Genomic DNA, 22168 nt, shown 5'->3' on the forward strand with positions numbered 1-22168 from the left:
TTACCAGGGTATGCCCGATCCCGGTGCGTGATCGCCTACGGTCCACGGAGTGAACAGGTGGCAGCGGGCTGTGGTCGGGGTGCTGTTGTTGCTGGAGATGGGAGTGGTGGCCCAACCCGCGCTGCGGGCGGGTCTGGCGGAGTTGCAGCCGGTGTCCCGCCCGTCGGGCGCGACGTCGGGGATGCTGCTGGGAGCGGCCACGATCCTGCTGGTCACGGCGGGCACGGCGCTGGTGACGATGCTGGTCCGGCCGTACTCGCGAACGTGGGTGGCGACCTACGCGGGCACGCACGCGGCGGCGGCCGGTCTGGGGTGGGCGCACGAGATGCCGCTGTTGATGCTGGTGGCGACCGTCATGACGGTCGCGGTACCCGCGCTGGTGCTGCTGCCGGCGAAGCCGCCACAATAGGCGCGTGCCCACCTACGAGTTCCGCTGCAAGGCCTGCGGGTCGACGTTCGACGTCAAACGCCCGATGAGCGAGTCCTCCGCACCCGCCCCGTGTCCGCAGGGGCACGGGGACACGGTGAAGCTGCTGTCGATGGTCGGCGTGTCCGGCCTGGCCGGCAACGACCCCCAGCCCGCCGGGGGCGGCGGGTGCTGCGGCGGCGGTTGCTGCGGCTGACGCACCGGCATCCCGGCGGCCTTGAGGGCGCTGCCGGGAACAGGAGCGCCCGGGAGCGGGTCAGCCGGCGGGCTCCTTGGCCAGCAGCACCTCGGCGATCTTCTTGCCCTGCTCGCAGATCCCGCCGTACCGCGCCGACCCGTCGATCACGATGATGCCGACGCCGCCGCCCGCGTAGTCCATGACCAGCACGCACGACGGCTGGACCGACGTGTCCGTGGTGCGGTCGAAGTAGGTGACCTTCCGGTCCTCCACCACGAACTCGCCGTTGGTCTGCTCCAGCGTGATCGGCCGCCCGGAGCGGAACCGCAGGGTCACGCCGACGTCCAGCGAGTCCACCGAGGTCTGCCACTTGCACGACTGGTCGAACTGCGGGTCGTACCCGGTGTCGGTCGGGGCGGCGGACTTGTCCCGCACCTCGTAGGGCAGGTCCTTCCAGGACAGCAGCCCGCAGTACTCGTCGGCCGCGTTCGCGTCCGGCGAGTCGGACTCCGACGTGGGGTCCGGCGAGCCCGACGAGAACGGCGGCTCGATGTCGAGCACCCCGGCCGAGACCGGCGTGCCGTTCACCGAGTACGCGCAGCCCGACGTGACGCCGAGCGCTGCCACCAGAAGCGAGAGAACCACGCGCCGCATGGGTCCACCATGCCAAACGGCCGCGACCCCGTGGCACGCAGGTGCGGCCAAGCACCGGGCACGCGGTCCGGCGGGAACCGCGCACGCCCGCGTTCCGGCCGCCGTCGGGACGCGGGCGGCGCTCAGGTCGCCCGGGTGTGGTCGCGGAGGCCCCTGCCGGTCTTGCGACCCGGGAGACCGGCCGTCACCAGGTGTTCCAGCAGCGGCGCGGGCGCGAACCCAGGTTCGCGGAACTCCAGGTGCAGCGTGCGCTCGATGGCCGGCGACACGTCCAGCCCCACCCCGTCGAGCAGCTCGAACGGGCCCATCGGCAGCGAGCAGCCGGCGAGGTGCTCGAACTCGACGGCGGGGGTGACGCGGGCCGGCGCGGCGTCCCGGTCGGCCTCGGCCGGCCTGCCGCGCGCCACCGCCCCGTCCAGCGACGCGCGCACCCGGCCCAGCGCCGCCTCGGCCTTGGCCGGCGAACGCGCCCGCAGCACCACGTCGTACCCGCGCTTCGCGAAGACCTCCGCGATGCCGGTCGCCATGGTGCCGGTGCCGACCACGCCGACCCGGCGCACCTCGCGGGACGGCGGGCCCGCGTCGGCCGGCGCGGGTGTGAGCCCGTCGGGCACGACGACCGGCGAGTCGGGGCCGCAGATCCGGTCGAGGGCGGCGAGCACCCGGGTCTTGAGCCCGATCCGCTCGGGCACGGCCTCGATCACCAGGTCGACGCCGGCGAGCGCGGCCGGCGAGGTGGTGGGGTGATCCGCCCGAGGAGGCCGGCGCGGTCGGCCTCGGCGAGCCTGCCCCCGGCCACCGCGCGGTCCGTGGAGTGGTCGAGGTGGCCGCGACCGCGAACCAGGCCCTCCTCGTCCACGTCGACCGCGATGACCGTGCGGCCGGTCCGGGCGAGCACCTCGGCGATGCCGGCACCCGTGGTGCCGAGACCGACGACCCCGATCGTGCTGAACTGGCGCACCACTGGTCCACCCTCGCTCCGCGAAGTGGTTACCGATCGGTAACTTGTGCCCAACCATCCCCTGGCCCTCCCACGCCGCCCGCGTGAGCTTCGCCATCGGGATCGAGCAAGGCACCGGTCAAAACCAGCGCGAACGGGGTCACTCGTCGAAGTCGCGACCGGCCAGCTCACGCACCCGGCGGACCGCTTCGGCGGCGTCCGGCCCGGTGGCCGACACCTCGACGGTGGCACCGCCCGGCGCACCCAGGCCCATCAGCGCGAGCACGCTCGCGGCATCCGCCCGCTCGTCGCCGAACCGCACCACGACCCGCGCGTCCAGCTCCGCCAGCGACCGCACGACCAGCGCCGCCGGCCGGGCGTGCAGGCCCATGCCGTTGGTCAGCACGACCTCCGCCCGCACACCGTCCACAGAGGACTCCGCACCGGCGGGCGCGCTCGCGGAGCCGGCACCGGACCGCCCCGGCTGCCCGGTCTCGCCCGACCGGTCCGTCCGGGCCGACCGGTCGGTCCGCCCGGACGCACTGCGCGCGGCGTCCGCGACCCGCCTCAGGTCCGCACCGCCCTGCGCGGCGACCGCCGCCGCCACCGCACCCTCGACCAGCGGCGCGTCCACCACGACCACCTCGCCGGCGGACTCCTCGGCCGCCATGTCCGCGACCATCTTCGCGCTGCCCAGGTCGAACAGCACCACCACGCCACCACCGGAATCGGCACCCGAGATGGCCTCGGCGACCGCCGCGAAGTCCGTGCCGAGACCGCCGGACCCGTCGCCGCCGGCGGCCACGATCCGCACGTCCGGTGCCATCTGACCGGCCAGTTCGACCACGCCGTCGGCCAGCGCCCGGCTGTGCGAGACCACGACCAGCCCGATCACCGCGCACTCCCGGCGAAGGTCCGCAGCAGCAGCGCCGTGGACCGCGCTCCCGGGTCGAGGTGCCCGGCGCTGCGCTCACCGAGGTAGGACGCCCGGCCCTTGCGCGCCACGAGCGGCACGGTCGACTCCGCGCCCTCCTCGGCGGCCCCGGCCGCCGCCGCCAGCACCCCGGCCACGTCGCCGCCGCTCGACGCCGCGGACTCGGCGGCGGCCACGGCGGGCGTCAGCGCGTCCACCATCGTCTTGTCGCCCACCACGGCCTTGCCGCGCGCCACGACACCCTCCAGCGCCGCCTGCAACGCCCCGGCCACCAGTGCCGCGTCCAACTCGGCCGCATCGCCCACGGAGGTCGCCGCGCGCAGGAACGCCGTCCCGTACAGCGGCCCCGCCGCGCCGCCGACGGTGGAGATCAATTTCGTGGCCGCGAGCTTGAGCACCGCGCCCGGTGTCGCGGGCAGCTCACCGTCCAGTGTGGACACCACGGCGGCGAACCCCCGGTGCAGGTTCTCGCCGTGGTCGCCGTCGCCGATCTCCCGGTCCAGCCGCACCAGTTCCGCGCGGTGCTCGGCGACGACCCGGGCCACCGCCCGCAGCGCGTCCGCGACGTCCGCCGCCGTGCAGCCCATCAGACACCCCACCGCAACGCGGCGGTGCGCACCGGGGCGTCCCACAGCCCGATCAACTCGTCGTCCACCTTCAGCACGGTCAAGCTCATCCCCTGCATCTCCAGACTGGTGGTGTACGAGCCGACCAGCCGCCGCTCCACGGTGATCCCGCGCTCGGCGAGCAGCCGCTCGGCGATGCCGTGCGCCAGGTACAGCTCGATCTGCGGCGTGCCGCCCATGCCGTTGGTGAACAGCAGCACCCGGTCGCCCCCGGTGAACGGCAGGTCGTCCAGGACCGGGTCCAGCAGGGCGGGCACCAGCTCGTCGGCCGGACCCACCGGCACCCGACTCCGGCCGGGCTCGCCGTGGATGCCGATGCCCAGCTCCATCTCGTCGTCGGCGAGCACGAAGCTCGGCACGCCCGCGTGCGGCACGGTGCACGCGGACAGCGCCAGGCCCATCGAGCGGACCTGGCCGATCACCTTGCGCGCCAACGCCTCGCAGCCGTCCAGGTCGAGCCCGCGCTCGGCCGCCGCGCCGACGACCTTCTCCAGCAGCACGGTCCCGCCCACGCCGCGCCGACCGGCCGTGTGCGAGGAGTCCCGCACGGCCACGTCGTCGTCGACCACCACGGTCCGCACGTCGATGCCGTCGGCGGCGGCCAGTTCGGCCGCGGTCTCGAAGTTGAGCACGTCGCCGGTGTAGTTCTTCACGATCAGCAGCGCCCCCGCGCCGCCGTCCGCGCGGGTCACGGCCGCCCGCACCTGGTCGGGGGTCGGGGAGGTGAACACCGGGCCCGGACAGGCCGCGTCGAGCATCCCGGGCCCGACGAACCCGACGTGCAGCGGCTCGTGGCCGGACCCGCCGCCGGAGACGACCGCGACCTTGCCCGGCACGGGCGCGTCCGCGCGCACCACGACGGCGGGGTCGTACTGGACGTCCAGCAGGTCGGCGTGCGCCGCGGCCAGGCCCCGCAACGCGTCCGCCACCACGGTCGACGGATCGTTGATGATCTTCTTCACGGTGACCTCCATCGCCGACGGCCACCACCTTCCTACCCCACCCGGGGAGGACCCGCTCAGCGCCCGTAGAGCACCTTCGCCAGCCGCAGGACGCGCCGGACCGTGCGGGAACCGCGCTCGTGGGTCATGGGGTCCAGGACCGACGCGAACCGCTTGCGGGTGACCGCGTGCGCGTAGGCGAACTCGCGCAGCCCGTCTTCGCCGTGGACGCGCCCGAAGCCCGAATCGCCGACGCCGCCGAACGGCAGGCCGGGCACGGAGGCGTAGGCGAGCACCGAGTTGACCGACACCATGCCGCAGCGCAGCCGGTCCGCCAGCTCCTCGCCCCGGTTGCGGGAGAACACCGTCGCGCCCAGGCCGTAGGGCGACGAGTTGGCCCGCCGCACGGCCTCGTCCGCGTCGGCCACCCGCGTCACCACCAGGGTCGGCCCGAACGTCTCGTCGGTCACCGCCGGCGCGTCGTCCGGCACGTCCACCAGCACCACCGGCTCGACGTAGGGCGGCCGGATCGACTCCAGCCCGCCCACGACCGCCCGCCCGCCGCGCTCCAGCGCGTCGGCCACGTGCGACCGGATGACCTCCACCTGCGCGGGTGTGGTGATCGGCCCGAAGTCCGCGGCCGGCTCGCCGCCGGGCCGCAGCTTCTTCGCCTTCTCCACCACCAGCGCGACGAACTCGTCGTACACCGCGTCCGCGACGTACACCCGTTCCACGCCCGCGCACGTCTGGCCCGCGTTGAAGGTGCCGCCCCACACGGCGGCCTCGGCCGCGCCGCGCACGTCGGCGTCCTCCGCGACGATCAGCGGGTCCTTGCCGCCGCACTCCACCAGCACGGGGGTCAACGTCGCGGCACAGGCCGCCATGACCTTCCGGCCGGTCGCCGTGGACCCGGTGAACGCCAGCTTGTCCACCCCGGCCGCGCACAGCGCCGCGCCGGTCTCGCCGAACCCGGTCACCACCTGGAACACCGGGTGCTCCGGCACGGCCTCGGCGAAGGCGTCACCGAGGAGGACGCCGACGCCGGGCGTGAACTCGCTGGGCTTGAACACCACGGCGTTGCCGGCGGCGAGCGCGTACGCGATGGACCCCATGGGCGTGAAGGCCGGGTAGTTCCACGGCCCGATCACCCCCACCACGCCCAGCGGCCGGTACTCCAGCGTCGCCGCGTGGTTGTACATCAGCGCGCCGGGCCTGACCTTGCGCTTGCCCAGCGTCCGGGGTGCCTGGCGAGCCGCCCAGTGCAGGTGGTCGACGACCAGCGCCACCTCGGTGCGCGCGTCGTCGGCGGACTTGCCGGTCTCCGCGCTGATCAGGGTCTGGAGCTCGTCGAGCCGCTTGACCAGCAGCTTGCGCCACGCGTCCAGCCGGGCGCGCCGGCCGTCGAACCCGAGCCCGGCCCAGAACGCCGCCGCCGACCGCGCCGCCCCGACCGCCGCGCGCACGTCGGTCTCGCCGTGCACCGGGTGGTGCGCGACGACCTCGCCCGTGCGCGGGTCGAGCGAGGCGAAGCGCACCTCCTCGCCGTCGGCCGGCGAGGGCTTCGCGGGGGCGGTCTGCGTCATGGGGTCCCTCCTGTGGAGCGCGAAGGTGTTACTCGACAGTAACGGCTGACCGCGTCGGCTGTCAGCCCCCCGGTCAGCCCTTGGGGATCTTGGGCACGATCCCCTTCGCGAACGCCACCGCCGTCACGCACCGGTCGAACTCCGACTTCTTCGGGCCGGACGCCTTCACCTCGACGATCTCGCCCTCCTCGCCGGTGTTCAGCCGCTGGACCCACCGCACCGCGCACGACGGGTACGCGCCGGAGTTCTCCAACTGGTAGCCCGTCACCCCGCCCAGGTCCACCTCGACCTGCTTGGCGTCGAACTTGCGGTCGGCCGGGACGAAGGTCGACCGCATGTCCACCGTGACCTCCTTGCCGTCGGCCACCCACGAGCAGTTGTGCAGCCCGTACGGGTAGACGCGGCTGGTCGCGCCCACCGCGGCCTCGACGACGCCCTTGTCCACCAGCACGCACGGGTCCAGCGTGACCAGCGAGTCCTTGGGCGGCGACTTCACGCCCACCCGGTCCTTGAGCAGCTCGACCACCGACTCGGCCACCTTGCGGCCGGGAACGCACCCGTCGCCGTGCTTGTAGCCGATCTGGACGGTCAGCCCGAGCGCCGGCTTCTCCTGGGTGATCACCGAGACGAAACACGCGCTGGTGTCGAGGGTCTGCTCGTAGCTCTTCAGCCCGGCCAACCGCTTGTCGGCGTTCTTCAGCTCGGTGGTCATGGTCTGGCCGATCTCCACGGTGACCGCCAGGTCCTTGCCGTTCTGGTCCTTCATGAAGTTGGAGCACCGGCTGAACCCGGTCGGCGACACCTCGCCGGGCGTGCCCAGCGTTTCCAGGACCTTGCGGTCGAGCAGCTTGCACGGGTCGATCAGCCGCAGCTTGTCCGCGGCGAACGCCGGGTCGACCGGCTGGCCGTCGGGGACGTTCGTGGGCTGCGCGCCGGTGGTCTCGGTCGCGTTCTCCGCGTTCGCCTGGATGGTGCTGCGCGGGTACGGCTTGTGCTTGGCGAGGTCCGTGCCCGCGCAGGCGGACACGAGCAGGAACGCGCACAGGACGGTGACAAGGCGGGGCACGGGTTGCACGGTAGCGAGCGGACCGCCGATTCGTGACGGGAACCCTGTGTTTGGGCTCACCAAGTACATCGGGAACGATTCAGAAGATCGTGTCGCTGTACCCGGTGAACCCCGAGCAGAGGAGCACCGCTTTGCGCGACCGCATCCGCCGCGCCATCCGCCGCCTGGACGCCTGGACCGTCGAGGCGTTCAACCCCGTCTACCCGCGCCGCTAGGCGCTGCCCGACGTGCTCTCCCGCACCTCGTCCGCCTCGTCCGGGACCACGATCGGCCGCAGGAGCGCCCAGGTGCCGAACAGCGCCGCCAGCGCGGCCATCCCGACGCCGGACCACAGGTTGATGTTGAGCCCGTCGGCCTTGGCCAGGTCGGTCTCGTCGGTGAAGCCGAGCCCGACCACCACCAGGACCACGCCGTAGACCCCGAACAGCACCGCGATCACCAGTCGCAGGTCGAACAGACCGGCCTTGTGCGCCATGACGACCTCCCTCAGCCGAAGATGATGTTGAGCACGGCGGTCAGCGCCAGGATGCCGATGCCGAGCAGCACCGGCGAGCGGTACCAGCCGGCGTCCTCACCGGTCGTCGAGTGCCGGCGGGACTCCTTCGGCGTCAGGCTGTAGACCAGCCCGACCAGGCGTTCCTCCGGCACCGGCCGGGTCACCATCGTCACCGCGACGCTCACCACGATGTCCACCGCGAACGCCGCGCCCGCACCGATGAAGCTCGCGCCCTGGCCGGGCAGGTCGAGCACGCCGGTCTCGGCGAGCACGAACACCGCCACCGCCGCGAGCGTGCCCGACACCAGGCCGATCCAGCCCGCCGCCGCCGACATCCGCTTCCAGAACATGGCCAGGATGAACGTGGCGAACAGCGGCGCGTTGAAGAACGAGAACAGCGCCTGGATGTAGTCCATGATGTTGCCGTAGCCGGCCGCGAGGAACGCGGTGCCGATCGCGACCAGCGTGCCGCCGATCGTGGCCAGCCGGCCGACCCGGAGGTAGTACTCGTCCGGGCGGTCCTTGCGGACGTAGTCCTGCCACAGGTCGTAGGTGAAGACGGTGTTGAACGACGACACGTTCGCCGCCACTCCGGCCATGAACGACGCCAGCAGGCCGGTGATCGCGATGCCGAGCATCCCGTTGGGCAGCAGTTCGCCGATCAGCGCGGGCAGGGCGTTGTTGTAGACGATCCCGGAATCCCCGTCGCCGGCCTTGAGCGCCTGCATCTCCGGCACGACCAGCGCCGCGATGATGCCCGGGATGATGACCACGAACGGGATCAGCGCCTTGGGGTACGCGCCGATGATCGGCGTGCGCCGGGCGGCCGACATGCTCTTGGCCGACAGCGCGCGCTGCACCTCGGCGAAGTTCGTCGTCCAGTAGCCGAACGACAGCACGAACCCGAGCCCGAACACGATGCCGATGACGCTCAGCACCGGGTTCTGGATGCCGGTCAGCTCGGTCGCGGGCCACGCGGACAACTGCTCGGACCCGCCGGGACCGGCGGTGACCTTGTCCACCAGGCCCTGCCAGCCGCCGACCTTGTGCAGGCCGACCAGGGTCAGCGGGAGCAGCGCGGCGACGATCACGAAGAACTGGAGCACCTCGTTGTAGATCGCCGCGGACAGGCCGCCGAGCGTGGTGTAGGTCAGCACGATCACCGCGGCGATGACCACCGACAGCGGGATCGGCCAGCCCAGCATCAGGTTCAGCAGGAACGCCAGCGCGTACAGGTTCACGCCCGCGATCAGCACCTGGGCGACGGCGAAGCTGATGGCGTTCACCAGGTGCGCGCCCTTGCCGAAGCGGCGGCGCAGGAACTCGGGGACGCTGCGGACCTTGGAGCCGTAGTAGAAGGGCATCATCACCAGGCCGAGGAACACCATGGCCGGGATCGCGCCGATCCAGTAGTAGTGCACGGTCGCCATGCCGTACTGCGCGCCGTTGGCGGCCATGCCGAGCAGCTCGATCGCCCCGAGGTTCGCGGAGATGAACGCCAGGCCGGTCACCCAGGCGGGCAGGGAACGACCGGAGAGCAGGAAGTCCAGGCTCGACGACACCGAGCGCCGCGCCAGGAAGCCGATACCGAGGACGAACGCGAAGTAGATCGCGAGCAGCGCGTAGTCGAGCGGACCGGCGTCCAGCCGGAGATCCGCCTCGGCGAGCACGGGCACGGTCGCCCACCTCCCTGTTCAACAAAGTCGAACAACAACAGACGCTAACGCACAGCCGATCATGCCGACCGTAGTGCAGCCGAGGCGTGATCGCCGATCTGAACCACCCACTTCCAGACCTCATGCTCACGCCTGTGATCCCCGGCCTGGACGGGGCTGCACGACACCCCTGGTCACGGCTTACGGCATGGAGCGCGTGCGGTGCGGAGCAACGCCGCAACAGCGGCTCGACTACACCCGAACGGTGGTGACGACCCGTGGTCCGGGTCCGGCGGGCGGCCCTCGCCCTGAGCGGCGCGCGGGGTGATCAGCGGGTGAGCACGAACGGCGTCTCGGCGTAGAACGGCCCCGACGTCGCGCCGACCACGAATTGCGTGCCGGGGGCGGAAGTGCGGAACGAATCGGGCACCTTCACCAGCGCGCCGGCGAAGCGCCCCGCGCCGTCCGTGGTGGCGTCCCCGACCCGCTGCCCGTGGAAGGTGAACACGACTCGGCTGTTGGCGGGATACCCCTCACCGCTGAGCCGCACCTCCTCGCCGGCCTTGGCCGCCTTCGGCTGCGCGACGAGCTGGGCGGGCGCGACCGTGGTGCTGCTGCCCGCCACCAGCGGGACCGGCGCGACCTCGGGATCGACCGCGCAGCCGGACGCCACGGCGGAGGCGAGGACCAGCGCGAGGAGGAACCGGGGTCTTCGTCCAGGCACAGCGCCTCCCCACGTCGATTTGCCGGGCCGTCAGCGTATATCGCGCTTTCCGCGCTGCCACGCGGCCGAACGGTGTACGTGTCGCGCACGCCGGCCACGCACCGCGCACGCCGGGCGGCCCGAAGGTCACACAGCGGCCCCGAACAGCCGCCACGCGGTTCGACCACGGCCGATCGCGCCCCGGATCATGGTGGACCCCCGAAAACGGTCGCCGACCTTTCGCCGCACTTCTCGGGCCCCGGGCCTTGCCACCCGGTGCCGTGCAGCACGTCGTAGCCGCAACTCCAGGTAGCGAGTCAACTGCTCCACGCCAGCGAGGATCTTATTTCACCCACGGTCTTAACTTTAAAGGCCATCAGCCGGTCGCGGATCGCAGCCGCGGACCGCTCTGCCGGCCACCGATCGCAGTCCACCCGCAGCACGTCAAAACCGGCCTGTATCAGCCGCTCGGTGGCCTGCCGGTAGAAGTGGACTTCAGCGTGGCTGCTACCGGGCGAGAGTTGGAAGCGGTTGTGAGGACCGCGCTCAGCGAGTCGCTCCGAGATCACCTCTGGGTCAGCCTCAAGGATCACCGCCAGGTCGGGCCGGTCAGCCTCGGCGTTGAGCTCCCACAAGAAGGCCGGATCTACGCCGTCGAAGCGCTGCATCACCAGGCCGGAGGGGATGTAGCGATCGGATATCACCATCCGGCCGGCTTCGGTGTTCGGCCGGACTTCCGTCTCCAGGTGGTGGTACCTGTCAGCCGCGTACAAGCACGCCAGAGCCGGGCCGGTGGTCGTCTCAGTCAACTCGCGGCACAGTGCCCCGATGGGGCCGCCTGAAGGCTCAGCGGTGACGTGAACTTCTTGGCCGGCAGCGACAAGCAGTTGCGCCAAGTGCCGAACGGTGGTCGATTTACCGGCACCGCTCGGACCGTCGACGCTGACGAACAAGCCACGCTGGTGGTCAGAAAAGGGCCGGAGTTTCATCCTCGTCCCCTCCCGGTGAGACGCCGCGCAGCTCTTCCAGGCTCAGCGATCGAGTGTCGGGCGACGTGGCCAGGCGCACGAACAAGCGAGCCGTGACCAGGGCGTCGTACCCGGCACGGTGGGGCACCGAGTCGGGGCTCTCCGAAAGGCCCTCATCCAACTTGAACGCCTCGACCAGCTTGCCGAGCTTGTGGCTACCTGCGTCAGGCAGCAGGCGACGCGCGAGCTTCAGAGTGTCGAAGACTTCGGGCACCGCCCACTCACCAAGCTTGCGCTGTAGCACCCCGACATCGATGTGGGCGTTGTGAGCCACGATGGCGTCAACCTTCAACGACTTGCGCACTGCGTCGGCGATGTCAACGAAGGTGTCCGCACCTTCAACCTCGGCGTTGGTGATGCCATGAATCCGGCGAGCGAAGTCGGTGATCGGACGGTCGGGCTGGATCAACCACTCCTCAGGCTCACCGATGACACCACCGACGATCGGCACCACGGCCAGCTCCACCAAGTCGGGCGGCTGGTGGCCGTTGCCCTCGACGTCGACCACCGCGTACTTGAGGGTCGTCCAGTCAGCCACTTGGTTTCCCGTCCTTCCATCCGATGTCGGCTCGACCGTGCCGCCGCTCACGGTGCGGGTGGCGCACGTCGTGAACTTGGAAGCCGAGCGCGTGTTGCAGGTAGTAGCGAGGCTGTTCGGTTTCAAGGCCCGACACCACGGCCGCGTGGTCGTTGATGTCCACGACCACCAGACCACGAGCCTCCGGCAGGGAGCGCGCGACCTCCCGTAGCTGGTCGGGTGACGGCGCACGGTGGGCGCTCCGGCAGATTTCGAGTTGGCTCAGCGGGCAGATGTCGCACAGCTCTGGGATGCCGTAGTGCCCGTTGTAGTCCGGCAGGCCATGTGCGTAGGCCACGGCGCAGGAGGTCTTGCGGAACAACGGTGTTGCCGAGCCGAACACCGCCAGCACGCGCGCTTCCAAGGTCTCGGGAACGATCTTGCGGCGTGCGGTGTCCTCGTACGGTTCGGGCAAGCCGTTGGCCTTGTAGTACTCGGCAATCTCGTTGCGGTAGAAGAGACCGGTAAACACGGTGGCATCGGCGTAGGCCGCCAGCTCGTGCGCCTGGTCGAGGTGCTGCGGTGAGTCGTTGAGCCCTGGTACCAGCGGACGCCAGTAAAGAACCGTGCGGTACCTGCGAAGCTCGGGACTGCTCATGAGCTTCAGAGACTCGGCGGCCACGCTCGACGGGTAAGGCTCAATGTCCTTGTTGTCGATCCCCGAGTACGTGAACAGCAACGTCACCTTGATGTGGCGAAGCCGGTTGAGTCGGTCGATGTCGTGGGGCTTCATCTGGTGACGGGTGATGACCAGGACGTGGTTGGTCAACTCCCGCTCGTCCAGGTGCTCCAGCACGGCGAAGGTGTGCGGCCGGACGACGGGCAAGAAGGGGTCGGTTGCCCGGTTGAACACCTGCACCGGCGTCACGTGCGGCTGGAAGTACCGGTGATCGACCAGTTCTTCCACGGCCTGAGCGTCGGTCATGAGCGCACGCGGTACCCGCTGGTCCCACAACCCGTAGGTGTGGCGGATGCAGTAGGCGCAGTCCAGGGGGCACCCCTGGATGTGGTTCAGGCTCAGGCCGCTCTTGCGGTACTCGACGACCTCACGGGCGCGCTCCGGCAATCGGTCGATCTGCTCCCTGGTGAACAGGGCTACGCGGGTAGCCACCTGGTTCTCTCCCGAGTCCACAGAGGAAATGGGGCGGTGTGCCGCCCCTCGACTGGAGAGTAAGGAGTAAATTAGAGCCGGAACAGAAAATTTCTCGGTATTTCTGACAATCCCCCGAAGGTGTGCGGCGGCCAGAAATCAGCCGCCATCCTCCGGTGCCTCTGGCGCGAAGTCCTCGATCACCCGGTTGATGATCGTCCGGGCCGACCGGCCGTAGCCGGCGACGGCGGCAAGCTGCTCGAAGGCGTTGCCGTACAGCTCGATCTCTTGCGGTTGGCGCAGGTCGAGAGCTGCCGAGAAAGTCTCGACGAGCACACGCTCGGTGTCGTACATCCAGAAGCCGTGCCACGGCGAAGTGGCGTACCGGGTTTCAAAGCCAATGATGCCAAGCCGCACGTTGGGCAGTTGGGAGAACGAGATCAAGCGGTCAAGTTGGCCGAGCATGATCCCCGGCGCGCACAGCCGGAACCGCAGCGCTGCTTCCGTCAGAACGAAGTGGAATCGCTTGTCCGGCCGGTACAGGATTTCCTGGCGCATCATCCGCGCCTGCACGGCTTCGTTGATGTCGTTGGGCAAATTCAGGCGACGGATGCCTTCAGCGAACCGGGCACGGGCGTACTCCGAGGTTTGCAAGAGCCCAGGGATTACCGTCGCCTCGAACGCCCGGAAGAGCCGCGTCTTCTGGTCCCACTCGATGTGCGCTTGCTGCCTCGGCTTCAAGCCGGTACGCAGGATGCGCTGCCACTCGGCGTGTTGGACTTCCAGCGTGTGCAGCGAAGCGAGCAGCGATTCTGTCTCGTGCTCGCTACCGGTTGCCCCCGTCCACCCTCTGATGTCGTCATCGGTTGGAGTCTGGCGGCCGTTCTCCAACTTGCTGACCTTGGAGGCCGGCCATGACAACGACTCCGCGAGCTGCCTGCCGCTCAGGTCGGCTTGCCGGCGAAGCTCACGGAGTCGCTTGCCCAGGGCGTTTCTGGCTTCGTGGACGTTAGACGCCCCGGAGCTGCTGGTCGGTGACAAAGTCGTCCCGTCGAACGGCGTGATGCCAGGCAGCGTCACGCCAGTAGTTGTGCTGCACGACCTCGGCGGCATCCTCGACGACCTCGCCACCAAGAAAAGCGTTGTTGTCGTCGAAGTGCATCCGTACCAGCTTGCGGGAGTCGAACAACCAGTAGTCGTGGTTCGGCAAGCCGAGAGCTTCGGCCTTGTCCCGCACCAGATAACGGATGTCTTCTCCTGCACCGTTGGTGAACTGCGCGCACCAGACGCCGAAGCGGCTGTAGTCCGTCAGCGGCAGCGTCACCAGGCGCACACGCGCGAAGCGTCGACCTTCAGCCGTCGCCTCACGCAGCATGTCGAGCCAGCTCTGCATCCACGGCAGGTCATCCGACTCGCCAGCGAGGAACTTCGCGAGCGATTCGTTCTCATAGCTCGCGTCGTACTGGTCGCGGGCTTCAAGCCGGTAGGCAGTGTGCTTGAAGTCGTGGAAGAGCCGGCGAATCCGCGGGCCGGGTGGGATGAGCTCGGTCAGCGCTCCCCCTCCTGCTCCAGGTAGCGACGGGCGTACATCTTGAGCACGTCTTCCGGAATTTCGATCAAGGTCTCGTGGTCCGGCACCGGGCCGATGTCGGCCAACGCTCGCGGGTCGGTGACCTTCCACCCCTGCGCGATGTAGGTCACGCGGTCGGTGCGGTCGGTGGCGAACAGCGTCGGCGAGTTGTCCACCTGGGAGTCCGGGTCTTTGCCGAGGAACCGGGCGCGCATCCTGCCTCCTCGCTAGAAACTTCGAGAAGCGTTCGCGGCCATGGTCCGGCAGTGGCTTGAGTACGGTCAAGGACAGGTGGACCGATTGGGCTAGCCGGTCAGAACAGCCGGAACTCGTCGGATTCGATGCCGCGCAGCACGTCGTAGTCCAGGACCACGCACCGGATTCCACGGTCCTCGGCCAGCGTCCGGGCCTGGGGCTTGATCTGCTGGGCCGCGAACACGCCCCGCACCGGCGCGAGCAGCGGGTCCCGGTTCAGCAGCTCCAGGTAGCGGGTGAGCTGCTCCACGCCGTCGATCTCGCCCCGGCGCTTGATCTCCACCGCCACCGAACCGCCGGTCGCGTCCCGGCACATCAGGTCGACCGGGCCGATCGGGGTCGGGAACTCGCGGCGCACCAGGGTCCAGCCGTCGCCGAGCGTGGTCACGTGCTCGGCCAGCAGCTTCTGGAGGTCCGCCTCGACGCCGTCCTTCACCAGGCCGGGCTCGGGGCCGAGCTCGTGCTTCGAGTCGTGCAGCACCTCGGCCAGCGTGATGACCAGCTTCTCGCCCGCCTTGTTCTGCACGACCCACAGGTCCGGGTCCTCGATGAGCCAGCACGGCGGGCTCATCCAGTTCAGCGGCTTGAACGCCCGGTCGTCCGAGTGGATGGACACCGAGCCGTCCGCCTTGATCAGCAGCAGGCGCTGGGCCATCGGGAGATGGGCCGTGAGGCGTCCGACGTAGTCGACCTGACAGCGAGCGATGACGAGGCGCACGGCCGACAGGCTACGGGGTGCGAGCGGGGTGCCACCGGCAGGTACCGTCGAGCGCCGTGTCACTCCTGCGCACCAAGCCCGTCGACCAGCTCACCGGCGACGGCGGGCACACCGCCCTGCGCCGCACGCTCGGCCTGGTGCCGCTGATCGCGCTCTCGGTCGGTGCGACGCTCGGCACGGGCATCTTCGTGGTGCTCGGCGAGGCCGCCCCCGTCGCCGGACCCGCGGTGGCGGTGTCGTTCGCGGTCGCCGGGCTGGCCGCGCTGTTCTCCGCGCTGTCCTACGCCGAGCTCGCGGGCGCGGTGCCGGTCTCCGGGTCGGCCTACTCCTACACCTACGCGACGCTCGGCGAGCTGGTCGCGTGGGTGTGCGGGTGGTGCCTGCTGCTGGAGTACGGCGTGTCCGTCGCCGCCGTGGCGACCGGGTGGAGCGGGTACCTCGACGCGTTCCTGGAGGCCGCGCTGGGCGTCCGGCTGCCGGAGGCGATCACCGGCGGGGTGGTCGACCTGCCCGCCGCCGTCGTGGTGCTGCTGGCGACGGCCGTGCTGCTCGGCGGGGTGAGGGAGAGCGCGGCGGTCACCACCGTGACCACCGTGCTGAAGGTGCTGGTGCTGCTGTTCTTCGTGGTGGTGGCGGTGGTCGGGTTCCAGGCGCGCAACCTGGAGCCGTTCGCGCCCGCCGGGGTCGCGGGCATCACCGGGGCCGCGTCGCTGGTGTTCTTCTCGTTCATCGGGTTCGACGCGGCGTCCACGGCGGGCGAGGAGGCCAGGAACCCGCAGCGGGACCTGCCGCGCGCGATCATGATCTCGCTGGCGATCGTGACCGTCGTGTACGTGGTGGTCGCGCTGACCGCCGTGGGCGCGGCCGGGGTGGACGCGCTGACCGGCTCGGACGCGTCGCTGGCCACCGCGCTGGGGCAGCTCACCGACGAGGTCTGGCCGGTCGCGGTCCTGTCGGCGGGCGCGGTGGTCGCGATCGCCTCGGTGGTGCTGACCGTCCTCTACGGACAGACCCGGGTGCTGGTGGCGATGTCCCGGGACGGCCTGGTGCCGAAGGTGTTCTCCCGGGTCGGCGCGCGCCGGGTGCCGACCTCGAACACGGTGATCGTCGGCGTGGTGGTCGCGGTCCTGGCCGCGCTGGTGCCGCTGGGACAGCTCGCGGAGGCCACGAGCATCGGCACGCTGGTGGCGTTCGGTCTGGTCAACGTGGGTGTGATCGTGCTGCGGCGCACCCGGCCGGACCTGCCGCGCGGGTTCCGCACGCCGTGGGTGCCGGTGGTCCCGCTGCTCGGGCTCGGCCTGTGCGCCCTCCTGGTCGCCGGACTCGCGCCCGCGACGTGGTTGGCGTTCGGGATCTGGACCGTGGTGGGCTTGGTGGTGTACTTCGCCTACGGGCGACGGCACTCGACGTTGGCCCGACAAGCGCCGGCACAGGGAGAATGAACGTGGAAACCCTCGGATCGCGTGAGGTGTACGCGAACCCCTGGATGACGGTCCGCGAGGACCCGATCCGCCGTGCCGACGGCACGACCGGCATCTACGGCGTGGTGGACAAGCCCGACTACGCGCTGGTCATCCCGCTGGACGGGGAACGGCTGCGGCTGGTCGAGCAGTACCGCTACCCGCTGGGCATGAGGCGCTGGGAGTTCCCCCAGGGCACCGCGCCGGAGCGCGCCGACGAGGAGCCGGCGGCGCTCGCCGCGCGCGAGCTGCGCGAGGAAACCGGCCTGCGCGCCGGCCGGCTGGTCGAACTGGGCCTGCTGGACGTCGCACCGGGCATGTCCAGCCAGCGCGGCCGGGTGTTCCTGGCGACGCACCTCACCGAGGGCTTCCACGAGCGGGAGCACGAGGAACAGGACATGCGGTCGGCGTGGTTCCCGCGCGCGGAGTTCGAGGCGATGGTGGCCCGGGGCGAGATCACCGACGCCCAGTCGATCGCCGCGTACACCCTGCTCCTGCTGCACGAGAACGCCCAGCCGTGAGGGACGTCGTGGAGTCGCCGTCCGCCGACGTGCCGGCGGACCGGGGCGCGGGCCTGCTCGCGCTGGGCACCGGGACCGGCTCGCCGGCCGGGGCGCGGCACCGGCCGGCGGGCTGGACGGAGTCGGCGTGATCCCGGACCGCGCGGCCCTCCCGACCGGCGGGCTGCGGCCGACCACCCTGTTCCACAAGGGGGTCTGAGGCCGCACCGGGCCGCTAGTCGGTCCACTCGGCCGGGCGCTTCTCCAGGAACGCGGCCATGCCCTCCCGCGCGGCGGGCGTCTGGGACGCGGCGGCCATCACCTCCACGGCGATGGCGTACGCGTCGGCCTCGGGCCGGTCCAACTGGGCGTAGAGGGTCTGCTTGCCCAACGCCTTGCCGGCCCGGCTGCCGCGCGTGACCCGGCCCATCAGGTCGGCCACCGCCGCGTCCAGCTCGGCGGCCGGCACGACCTTGTTCACCAGGCCCCACTGCTCGGCGGTGCGCGCGTCGATCACGTCACCGGTCAGCGCGAGCTCCATCAGGCGTTTGCGCCCGACGGCCCGCGCCACCGGCACCGCCGGCGTGTGGCAGAACCAGCCCGCCTTGCCGCCGGGCAGCGCGAATCCGGCCTCCTCGGAGGCCACCGCGAGGTCGCAGGACGCGACGAGCTGGCAGCCCGCCGCCGTGGCCAGGCCGTGCACCCGCGCGATCACGACCTGGGGCACGGACTCGATGGTGCGCATGAGGTCCGTGCACAGGGTCAGCAGGTCGCGCACGCCCTCCAGGTCGCGGGCGGCGACGTCGGCGAAGTCGTGGCCCGCCGAGAACACCGGGCCCTCCCCGGCCAGGACGACCCCCGCCGCGTCGGTCGCCGCGATCGCGCGGAACGCCGACAGCAGTTCGGTCAGGTGGTCGGCTGACAGCGAGTTCCGCTTCCGGGCGCGGTCCATCGTGACGCGCACGACCCCGTCCGCCGGTTCGACGCGGATGTGCTGGTATTCGGCCATGTCCCGACCGTAGTCGGCCGTGCAACCGGACACCCGGCGCGTTCCGTCCTCGGTGCATGAGACCGCGAGTGCTCGTCCTGGCCGTGCTGCTCGCCGGGTGTGCGTCCGGTGGCGACGCCGGGGTGCCGACCGCGCCGGCCGTCAGCACCTCCCCACCGCCGACCGACTTCCCGGCGACCCTCTCGCCGAGGCCGGTCGTGCTCATCGGGGACCTGCTCCAGGTCGTCGACGGGTTGCGCGGCGAGGACACGGTCGACGGGCTCCGGGGTCCGCTCGACTTCACCGGTCGGCACCCGGTCACGCCCGCGCGGGCCCCCGTCGACCTCCCGGACGGCGCACGGGTCGACCTGGCGCTGATCGGCTCGTCGGACGCCCTCCGCACGATGTCCCACCCGACCGGCACCGCGCCACCGGCCACGACGCCACCGGCCACCGCGCCGAAGCTCGTCGGCGTCGAGTTCGGCGCGGCCGAGTTCCCCACCGACCGGGGGCCGTGGACGTTGCCGGCGTGGCGGTTCACCACCTCGGCGGGCACGGTCCTGGCGTGGCCGGCGGTGGAGCCCGACGTGTTCTGGAAGCCCGGCGAGGTCCGCCCGGCGGTCTCGGTCGAGCAGGCGAGCGCGGCGGACCAGGAGGTGGCGGTGTCCATGCCGGCCGCGCCGTCGCCGTGCCCCGGCGACGCCCCCGCCCGCAACGAGCCCGTGGTCCAAGAGACCGGCGGGACCGTCACGGTGGGCGTGCGGACGGTCGGCCACGTCGGGGACTGCGCCCGCACGCTGGCCGTGACGAACCAGCCCTACCGGGTGCCGCTGGCCGCGCCGCTGGGCGGTCGGCTGCTCCTGGACGAGCACGGCGGCGTCATCGCCGTCACGAAGCGGTAGGCACCCGGAACGTGCGGCGGTAGGCGTCGGGGGCGACGCCGAGTTCGGCGCGCAGCCGTCGGCGCAGGTTCGCGGCGGTGCCCAGCCCGGACCGCTCCGCGACCCGGTGCACGGTCAGGTCCGTGGTCTCCAGCAACCGCTGCGCCAGCAGCACCCGCTGGGTCTGCAACCACCGGCCCGGCGTGCTGCCGGTGGCGGCCAGGAACACCCGGTGGAACGTCCGCTCGCTCAACCCGGCGTGCCCGGCGAGGTCCGCGACGCCGATCGGCTCGGTCAACCTGGCCACCGCCCAGTCCACGGTGGACGAGAGCCCGCCGCGCCCGGTCCGGTGCGGCAGCGGCGGGTCCACGTACTGCCGCTGCCCGCCCTCCCGGGTGGGCGGCATCACCAGCCGGCGGGCCAGCGCGGCGGCCACGTCCGCGCCGTGCACCCGGCGCACCAGGTGCAGGCACAGGTCGAGCCCGCCCACGACGCCGGCGGAGGTCAGCACGTCACCCTCGTCGGCGAAGAGCACGTCCCGCAGCACGGTCGCCCGGGGTGCCCTGTCCTCCAACGCGTCCAGCAGCCGCCAGTGCGTGGTGGCCGAGCGCCCGTCCAGCATCCCGGCCTCGGCCAGCGTGAACGCGCCGGAGCACAGCGCCGCGACGGTGCCGTCGAACGCCCGCAGCGCGCGGACCACCGCCGGCGGCACCTCCGCGAACGGGTCCACCCGCCCCGGCACGACGACCAGGTCGCACCCGCGCAGCCCGGTCAGCCCGTGGGTGGCGGGCACGACGCCCAGCGGGTGCACCGGCGTGGCCACCCGGCCCGGCGCGCACAGCCGCACCTCCGACAGCGGCACGCCCGAGTCGCCCCGGTGCACCGCCCAGACCTCGCCGACCACCGAGACGTCGAACACCCGACTGCCCGGCAACACCAGCACGCCGACCGTGAACATGGCAGGAATGTACCGGCTCGCGCCGGTTCTGCCACTCCCCCGCGCGCCCCGTCCCCACCACGATGGACACCATGACGACCACGGCACTGATCCTCATCGACGTGCAGCGCGGCTTCGACGAGCCGGTCTGGGGCACCCGCAACAACCCCGACGCGGAGGCCAACATCGCCGCCCTCGTCGACGCGTGGACCGGCCCCCTCGTGCTGGTGCGGCACAACTCCGCGCCCGGCTACTCGCTGAGCCCCGGCCAGGACGGCAACCTGTTCAAGCCCGAACTCGACGCGGCCGTGCCGGACCTGGTCTTCGGCAAGAAGGTGAACTCGGCGTTCCACGGTGAGATCGACCTGCACGCGTGGCTGACCAACCGGGGCATCACCGACATCGTGCTGGCCGGCATCCAGACCAACATGTGCGTGGAGACCACGGCCCGCGTCGGCGGCAACCTCGGCTACCGGATGAAGGTCGTGCTGGACGCCACCTTCACTTTCGGCATCGAGGAACTCACCGCCGACCAGCTCGCCCAGGCCACCGCGACCAACCTGCGCGGCGGCGGTTTCGCCGAGGTCGTGTCGACGGAGGACGTCCTCCGGGACTTCCCCGGGAGCGCCGGCTAGATCCCGTTGGCTTCCCGGATCACCGACACGATCTCGTCCACGATCCCGGTCAGGTCGTAGTCCTCGGGGGTGAACACGCGGGCGACGCCGCGTGCCCGGAGCTCCTCGGCGTCGTCGGGCGGCACGATGCCCCCGACGACGACCGGCACGTCACCCGCGCCGGCCGCGCGCAGCCCGTCCACCACGGCGGGCACGACCTCCAGGTGCGAGCCGGACAGGACGGACAGCCCGACCACGTGCACGTCCTCCTGCACCGCCGCCGAGACGATCTGCGCGGGCGTGAGGCGGATGCCCTGGTACACCACCTCGAACCCGACGTCGCGGGCCCGCACGGCGACCTGCTCCGCGCCGTTCGGGTGGCCGTTCAGACCCGGCTTGCCGACCAGGACGCGCAGCCGCCGGCCCAGTTCCTCGCCGGTGGCCCGGACCCGTTCCCGGACCCGCGCGATCCGCGCGTCCGCCTCGACCGCGTTCCGCTCGACCACCGGGTCGATGGTCTCGACCGCCCCGCCCATCGCCTGCACCCGGTCGATCTCGGCCCGCGCGCCCACCACGATCTCCTCGACCTTGGCCGCCACGACCTCCGAGCCCTCGAACAGGTCGTCGTACTCCAACAGGTCCGTCTCGTAGGCCGGCACCTGCTGCATCCGCAACGCCCACTGCTGGTCCCACGGCCGTGGCAGGCCGAGGGCTTCGTTCCACGCCGGTAGCCGGACGGCCCGCGCACGCGTGTCCCGCGACAGCGACACCGCGAGCACCTCCAGCACGATCCGCTGCACGTTGTTCTCCGGCTGCGCTCGGTCGACCCCAGCGAGTTGACCTGCACGCCGTACCGGAAGCGCCGGTGCCCGGGGTTCTCGATGCCGTACCGGTCGCGGGTGATCTCGTCCCAGAGCCGGACGAACGCCCGCATCTTGCACATCTCCTCGACGAACCGCACCCCCCGCGTTGTGCCGACCAGCGCGGCCCGGTCCGCGCCCGGCTCCTCGGCGACGGTGACGTAGAACGCGAACAGCCGGCGCACGTCGCCGAGGTGGCTGATCGGCACGCCGACCTCCCCGGGACAGCTCGTCGTCGGGGTCGTAGCCGGTCTGGGTGGGCAGGTCGAACGCCACGGAGAGGCCGGTCTGGCCCTTGGCGACGTTGCGGCGGCAGAGCTCGTTCGAGGCGGCGGCGCTGGAGTGTCCCGCGTAGGTGCGCATCACCCACGGGCGGTCGCGCTCGCGGTCGGCCGGGTACGGCACGGCAACCTCCCACGATGCCGTTCCCCGCAGCGTACTGACGAGTAACCCAGCGCCCGGCGTGCCGTTGCTCACTGAATCGGTG

General features: G+C 71.4%; 26 protein-coding genes and 2 pseudogenes. 8 read left to right on the forward strand and 20 right to left on the reverse strand.

From position 1 onward, the window contains the following. The first annotated feature begins 49 nt into the window (after positions 1–49). Together AB0G01_RS15375 and AB0G01_RS15380 are read left to right on the forward strand one after the other, a co-directional pair. Entirely contained in the window at positions 50–409 is a 360-nt protein-coding gene (locus tag AB0G01_RS15375; RefSeq protein ID WP_360945035.1) for a hypothetical protein, read from the forward strand. 4 nt (positions 410–413) lie between these two features. Further along, positions 414–623, forward strand: coding sequence for a zinc ribbon domain-containing protein (locus AB0G01_RS15380; RefSeq protein WP_360945038.1), 210 nt, complete (start codon positions 414–416; stop codon positions 621–623). 60 nt (positions 624–683) lie between these two features. On the opposite strand, the gene AB0G01_RS15385 is transcribed toward AB0G01_RS15380, so the two are convergent. The 7 genes and pseudogenes from AB0G01_RS15385 to AB0G01_RS15415 all read right to left on the reverse strand — a co-directional run bounded on the left by AB0G01_RS15385 (position 684) and on the right by AB0G01_RS15415 (position 7349). Continuing rightward, complete coding sequence (locus AB0G01_RS15385) at positions 684–1259, reverse strand: DUF3558 family protein (protein WP_360945041.1); 576 nt, start codon at positions 1257–1259, stop codon at positions 684–686. A gap of 122 nt (positions 1260–1381) precedes the next feature. After that, positions 1382–2223: pseudogene (locus AB0G01_RS15390) on the reverse strand (3-hydroxyacyl-CoA dehydrogenase NAD-binding domain-containing protein). 136 nt (positions 2224–2359) lie between these two features. After that, entirely contained in the window at positions 2360–3094 is a 735-nt protein-coding gene (gene dhaM / locus AB0G01_RS15395) for a dihydroxyacetone kinase phosphoryl donor subunit DhaM (protein WP_360945044.1), read from the reverse strand. Further along, the gene (gene dhaL, locus AB0G01_RS15400; protein WP_360945047.1) at positions 3091–3720 is read right to left on the reverse strand and encodes a dihydroxyacetone kinase subunit DhaL; all 630 of its coding nucleotides are present in this window, start codon (positions 3718–3720) and stop codon (positions 3091–3093) included. Before dhaL ends, dhaM begins: the two co-directional genes overlap by 4 nt. After that, a complete protein-coding gene (gene dhaK / locus AB0G01_RS15405) occupies positions 3720–4721 on the reverse strand; it encodes a dihydroxyacetone kinase subunit DhaK (protein ID WP_360945298.1) in 1002 nt (333 codons plus the stop codon). The genes dhaL and dhaK overlap by 1 nt, the downstream gene beginning before the upstream one ends. Before the next feature lie 56 nt (positions 4722–4777). After that, complete coding sequence (locus AB0G01_RS15410) at positions 4778–6283, reverse strand: aldehyde dehydrogenase family protein (RefSeq protein WP_360945050.1); 1506 nt, start codon at positions 6281–6283, stop codon at positions 4778–4780. Between the two features lie 73 nt (positions 6284–6356). Further along, complete coding sequence (locus AB0G01_RS15415) at positions 6357–7349, reverse strand: hypothetical protein (protein ID WP_360945053.1); 993 nt, start codon at positions 7347–7349, stop codon at positions 6357–6359. Positions 7350–7438: 89 nt separating this feature from the next. On the opposite strand from AB0G01_RS15415, the gene AB0G01_RS15420 reads away from it, so the two are divergent. Beyond that, positions 7439–7564 carry a hypothetical protein gene (locus AB0G01_RS15420; RefSeq protein WP_360945056.1) on the forward strand — a complete coding sequence of 42 codons (126 nt, stop codon included), beginning with the start codon at positions 7439–7441 and terminating at the stop codon, positions 7562–7564. Here AB0G01_RS15420 and AB0G01_RS15425 read toward each other — a convergent pair. From AB0G01_RS15425 to nucS, 10 genes are all read right to left on the reverse strand, one after another. Then, positions 7561–7824, reverse strand: coding sequence for a hypothetical protein (locus tag AB0G01_RS15425; protein ID WP_360945059.1), 264 nt, complete (start codon positions 7822–7824; stop codon positions 7561–7563). The genes AB0G01_RS15420 and AB0G01_RS15425 overlap by 4 nt on opposite strands. Positions 7825–7835: 11 nt before the next feature. Beyond that, complete coding sequence (locus AB0G01_RS15430) at positions 7836–9521, reverse strand: sodium:solute symporter family protein (RefSeq protein ID WP_360945062.1); 1686 nt, start codon at positions 9519–9521, stop codon at positions 7836–7838. A 307-nt stretch (positions 9522–9828) separates the two neighbouring features. Then, the gene (locus AB0G01_RS15435) at positions 9829–10224 is read right to left on the reverse strand and encodes a hypothetical protein (protein WP_360945065.1); all 396 of its coding nucleotides are present in this window, start codon (positions 10222–10224) and stop codon (positions 9829–9831) included. 296 nt (positions 10225–10520) lie between these two features. Continuing rightward, a complete protein-coding gene (gene tmk, locus AB0G01_RS15440; protein ID WP_360945068.1) occupies positions 10521–11192 on the reverse strand; it encodes a dTMP kinase in 672 nt (223 codons plus the stop codon). Then, the gene (locus tag AB0G01_RS15445) at positions 11170–11769 is read right to left on the reverse strand and encodes a 3'-5' exonuclease (RefSeq protein ID WP_360945071.1); all 600 of its coding nucleotides are present in this window, start codon (positions 11767–11769) and stop codon (positions 11170–11172) included. Before AB0G01_RS15445 ends, tmk begins: the two co-directional genes overlap by 23 nt. Beyond that, positions 11762–12940, reverse strand: coding sequence for a radical SAM protein (locus AB0G01_RS15450; protein ID WP_360945074.1), 1179 nt, complete (start codon positions 12938–12940; stop codon positions 11762–11764). Before AB0G01_RS15450 ends, AB0G01_RS15445 begins: the two co-directional genes overlap by 8 nt. Before the next feature lie 117 nt (positions 12941–13057). Continuing rightward, positions 13058–13978, reverse strand: a complete 921-nt coding sequence (locus tag AB0G01_RS15455; RefSeq protein ID WP_360945077.1) for a helix-turn-helix transcriptional regulator — start codon at positions 13976–13978, stop codon at positions 13058–13060. Further along, positions 13908–14450, reverse strand: a complete 543-nt coding sequence (locus AB0G01_RS15460) for a DUF6879 family protein (RefSeq protein WP_360945301.1) — start codon at positions 14448–14450, stop codon at positions 13908–13910. The genes AB0G01_RS15455 and AB0G01_RS15460 overlap by 71 nt, the downstream gene beginning before the upstream one ends. Then, a complete protein-coding gene (locus AB0G01_RS15465) occupies positions 14447–14683 on the reverse strand; it encodes a hypothetical protein (RefSeq protein WP_360945080.1) in 237 nt (78 codons plus the stop codon). The genes AB0G01_RS15460 and AB0G01_RS15465 overlap by 4 nt, the downstream gene beginning before the upstream one ends. A gap of 98 nt (positions 14684–14781) precedes the next feature. Beyond that, positions 14782–15441, reverse strand: a complete 660-nt coding sequence (gene nucS, locus AB0G01_RS15470) for an endonuclease NucS (RefSeq protein WP_360945083.1) — start codon at positions 15439–15441, stop codon at positions 14782–14784. A 56-nt stretch (positions 15442–15497) separates the two neighbouring features. Between nucS and AB0G01_RS15475 the strand changes: the two genes are divergently transcribed. Genes AB0G01_RS15475 through AB0G01_RS15485 form a run of 3 tightly spaced genes read left to right on the forward strand, consistent with a single transcriptional unit; the run spans position 15498 to position 17553 of the window. Beyond that, on the forward strand, positions 15498–16883 hold the full coding sequence (locus tag AB0G01_RS15475) for an amino acid permease (protein WP_360945086.1): 1386 nt from the start codon (positions 15498–15500) through the stop codon (positions 16881–16883). Then, on the forward strand, positions 16880–17422 hold the full coding sequence (locus tag AB0G01_RS15480) for an NUDIX hydrolase (RefSeq protein WP_360945089.1): 543 nt from the start codon (positions 16880–16882) through the stop codon (positions 17420–17422). The genes AB0G01_RS15475 and AB0G01_RS15480 overlap by 4 nt, the downstream gene beginning before the upstream one ends. Then, positions 17419–17553 (forward strand): hypothetical protein, encoded by a 135-nt coding sequence (locus tag AB0G01_RS15485; RefSeq protein WP_360945092.1) that lies wholly within the window; start codon positions 17419–17421, stop codon positions 17551–17553. The genes AB0G01_RS15480 and AB0G01_RS15485 overlap by 4 nt, the downstream gene beginning before the upstream one ends. Positions 17554–17636: 83 nt before the next feature. Here AB0G01_RS15485 and AB0G01_RS15490 read toward each other — a convergent pair whose 3' ends face one another. Further along, positions 17637–18410, reverse strand: a complete 774-nt coding sequence (locus tag AB0G01_RS15490; RefSeq protein ID WP_360945095.1) for an enoyl-CoA hydratase-related protein — start codon at positions 18408–18410, stop codon at positions 17637–17639. A gap of 56 nt (positions 18411–18466) precedes the next feature. Between AB0G01_RS15490 and AB0G01_RS15495 the strand changes: the two genes are divergently transcribed. Continuing rightward, positions 18467–19291 (forward strand): hypothetical protein, encoded by an 825-nt coding sequence (locus AB0G01_RS15495; RefSeq protein WP_360945098.1) that lies wholly within the window; start codon positions 18467–18469, stop codon positions 19289–19291. On the opposite strand, the gene AB0G01_RS15500 is transcribed toward AB0G01_RS15495, so the two are convergent. Then, the gene (locus AB0G01_RS15500; RefSeq protein ID WP_360945101.1) at positions 19278–20228 is read right to left on the reverse strand and encodes a helix-turn-helix domain-containing protein; all 951 of its coding nucleotides are present in this window, start codon (positions 20226–20228) and stop codon (positions 19278–19280) included. The genes AB0G01_RS15495 and AB0G01_RS15500 overlap by 14 nt on opposite strands. Before the next feature lie 71 nt (positions 20229–20299). On the opposite strand from AB0G01_RS15500, the gene AB0G01_RS15505 reads away from it, so the two are divergent. Further along, positions 20300–20842, forward strand: coding sequence for a cysteine hydrolase family protein (locus tag AB0G01_RS15505; protein WP_360945104.1), 543 nt, complete (start codon positions 20300–20302; stop codon positions 20840–20842). Here the strand turns inward: AB0G01_RS15505 and AB0G01_RS15510 are convergent. Beyond that, positions 20839–22086 (reverse strand): annotated as a pseudogene (locus tag AB0G01_RS15510) (methylmalonyl-CoA mutase family protein). The gene AB0G01_RS15505 and the pseudogene AB0G01_RS15510 overlap by 4 nt on opposite strands. Positions 22087–22168 lie beyond the last annotated feature (82 nt).

It is taken from the genome of Actinosynnema sp. NPDC023587, from assembly GCF_040640215.1.
GTDB lineage: Bacteria > Actinomycetota > Actinomycetes > Mycobacteriales > Pseudonocardiaceae > Actinosynnema.

Bases quoted from the DNA above. Each gene is read 5' to 3' on its own strand.
- AB0G01_RS15385 (WP_360945041.1), bottom strand. From the start codon at position 1,259: ATGCGGCGCGTGGTTCTCTCGCTTCTGGTGGCAGCGCTCGGCGTCACG.
- dhaL (WP_360945047.1), bottom strand. From the start codon at position 3,720: ATGGGCTGCACGGCGGCGGACGTCGCGGACGCGCTGCGGGCGGTGGCC.
- AB0G01_RS15410 (WP_360945050.1), bottom strand. From the start codon at position 6,283: ATGACGCAGACCGCCCCCGCGAAGCCCTCGCCGGCCGACGGCGAGGAG.
- AB0G01_RS15425 (WP_360945059.1), bottom strand. From the start codon at position 7,824: ATGGCGCACAAGGCCGGTCTGTTCGACCTGCGACTGGTGATCGCGGTG.
- tmk (WP_360945068.1), bottom strand. From the start codon at position 11,192: ATGAAACTCCGGCCCTTTTCTGACCACCAGCGTGGCTTGTTCGTCAGC.
- AB0G01_RS15465 (WP_360945080.1), bottom strand. From the start codon at position 14,683: ATGCGCGCCCGGTTCCTCGGCAAAGACCCGGACTCCCAGGTGGACAAC.
- AB0G01_RS15480 (WP_360945089.1), top strand. From the start codon at position 16,880: ATGAACGTGGAAACCCTCGGATCGCGTGAGGTGTACGCGAACCCCTGG.
- AB0G01_RS15490 (WP_360945095.1), bottom strand. From the start codon at position 18,410: ATGGCCGAATACCAGCACATCCGCGTCGAACCGGCGGACGGGGTCGTG.
- AB0G01_RS15495 (WP_360945098.1), top strand. From the start codon at position 18,467: ATGAGACCGCGAGTGCTCGTCCTGGCCGTGCTGCTCGCCGGGTGTGCG.
- AB0G01_RS15500 (WP_360945101.1), bottom strand. From the start codon at position 20,228: ATGTTCACGGTCGGCGTGCTGGTGTTGCCGGGCAGTCGGGTGTTCGAC.
- AB0G01_RS15505 (WP_360945104.1), top strand. From the start codon at position 20,300: ATGACGACCACGGCACTGATCCTCATCGACGTGCAGCGCGGCTTCGAC.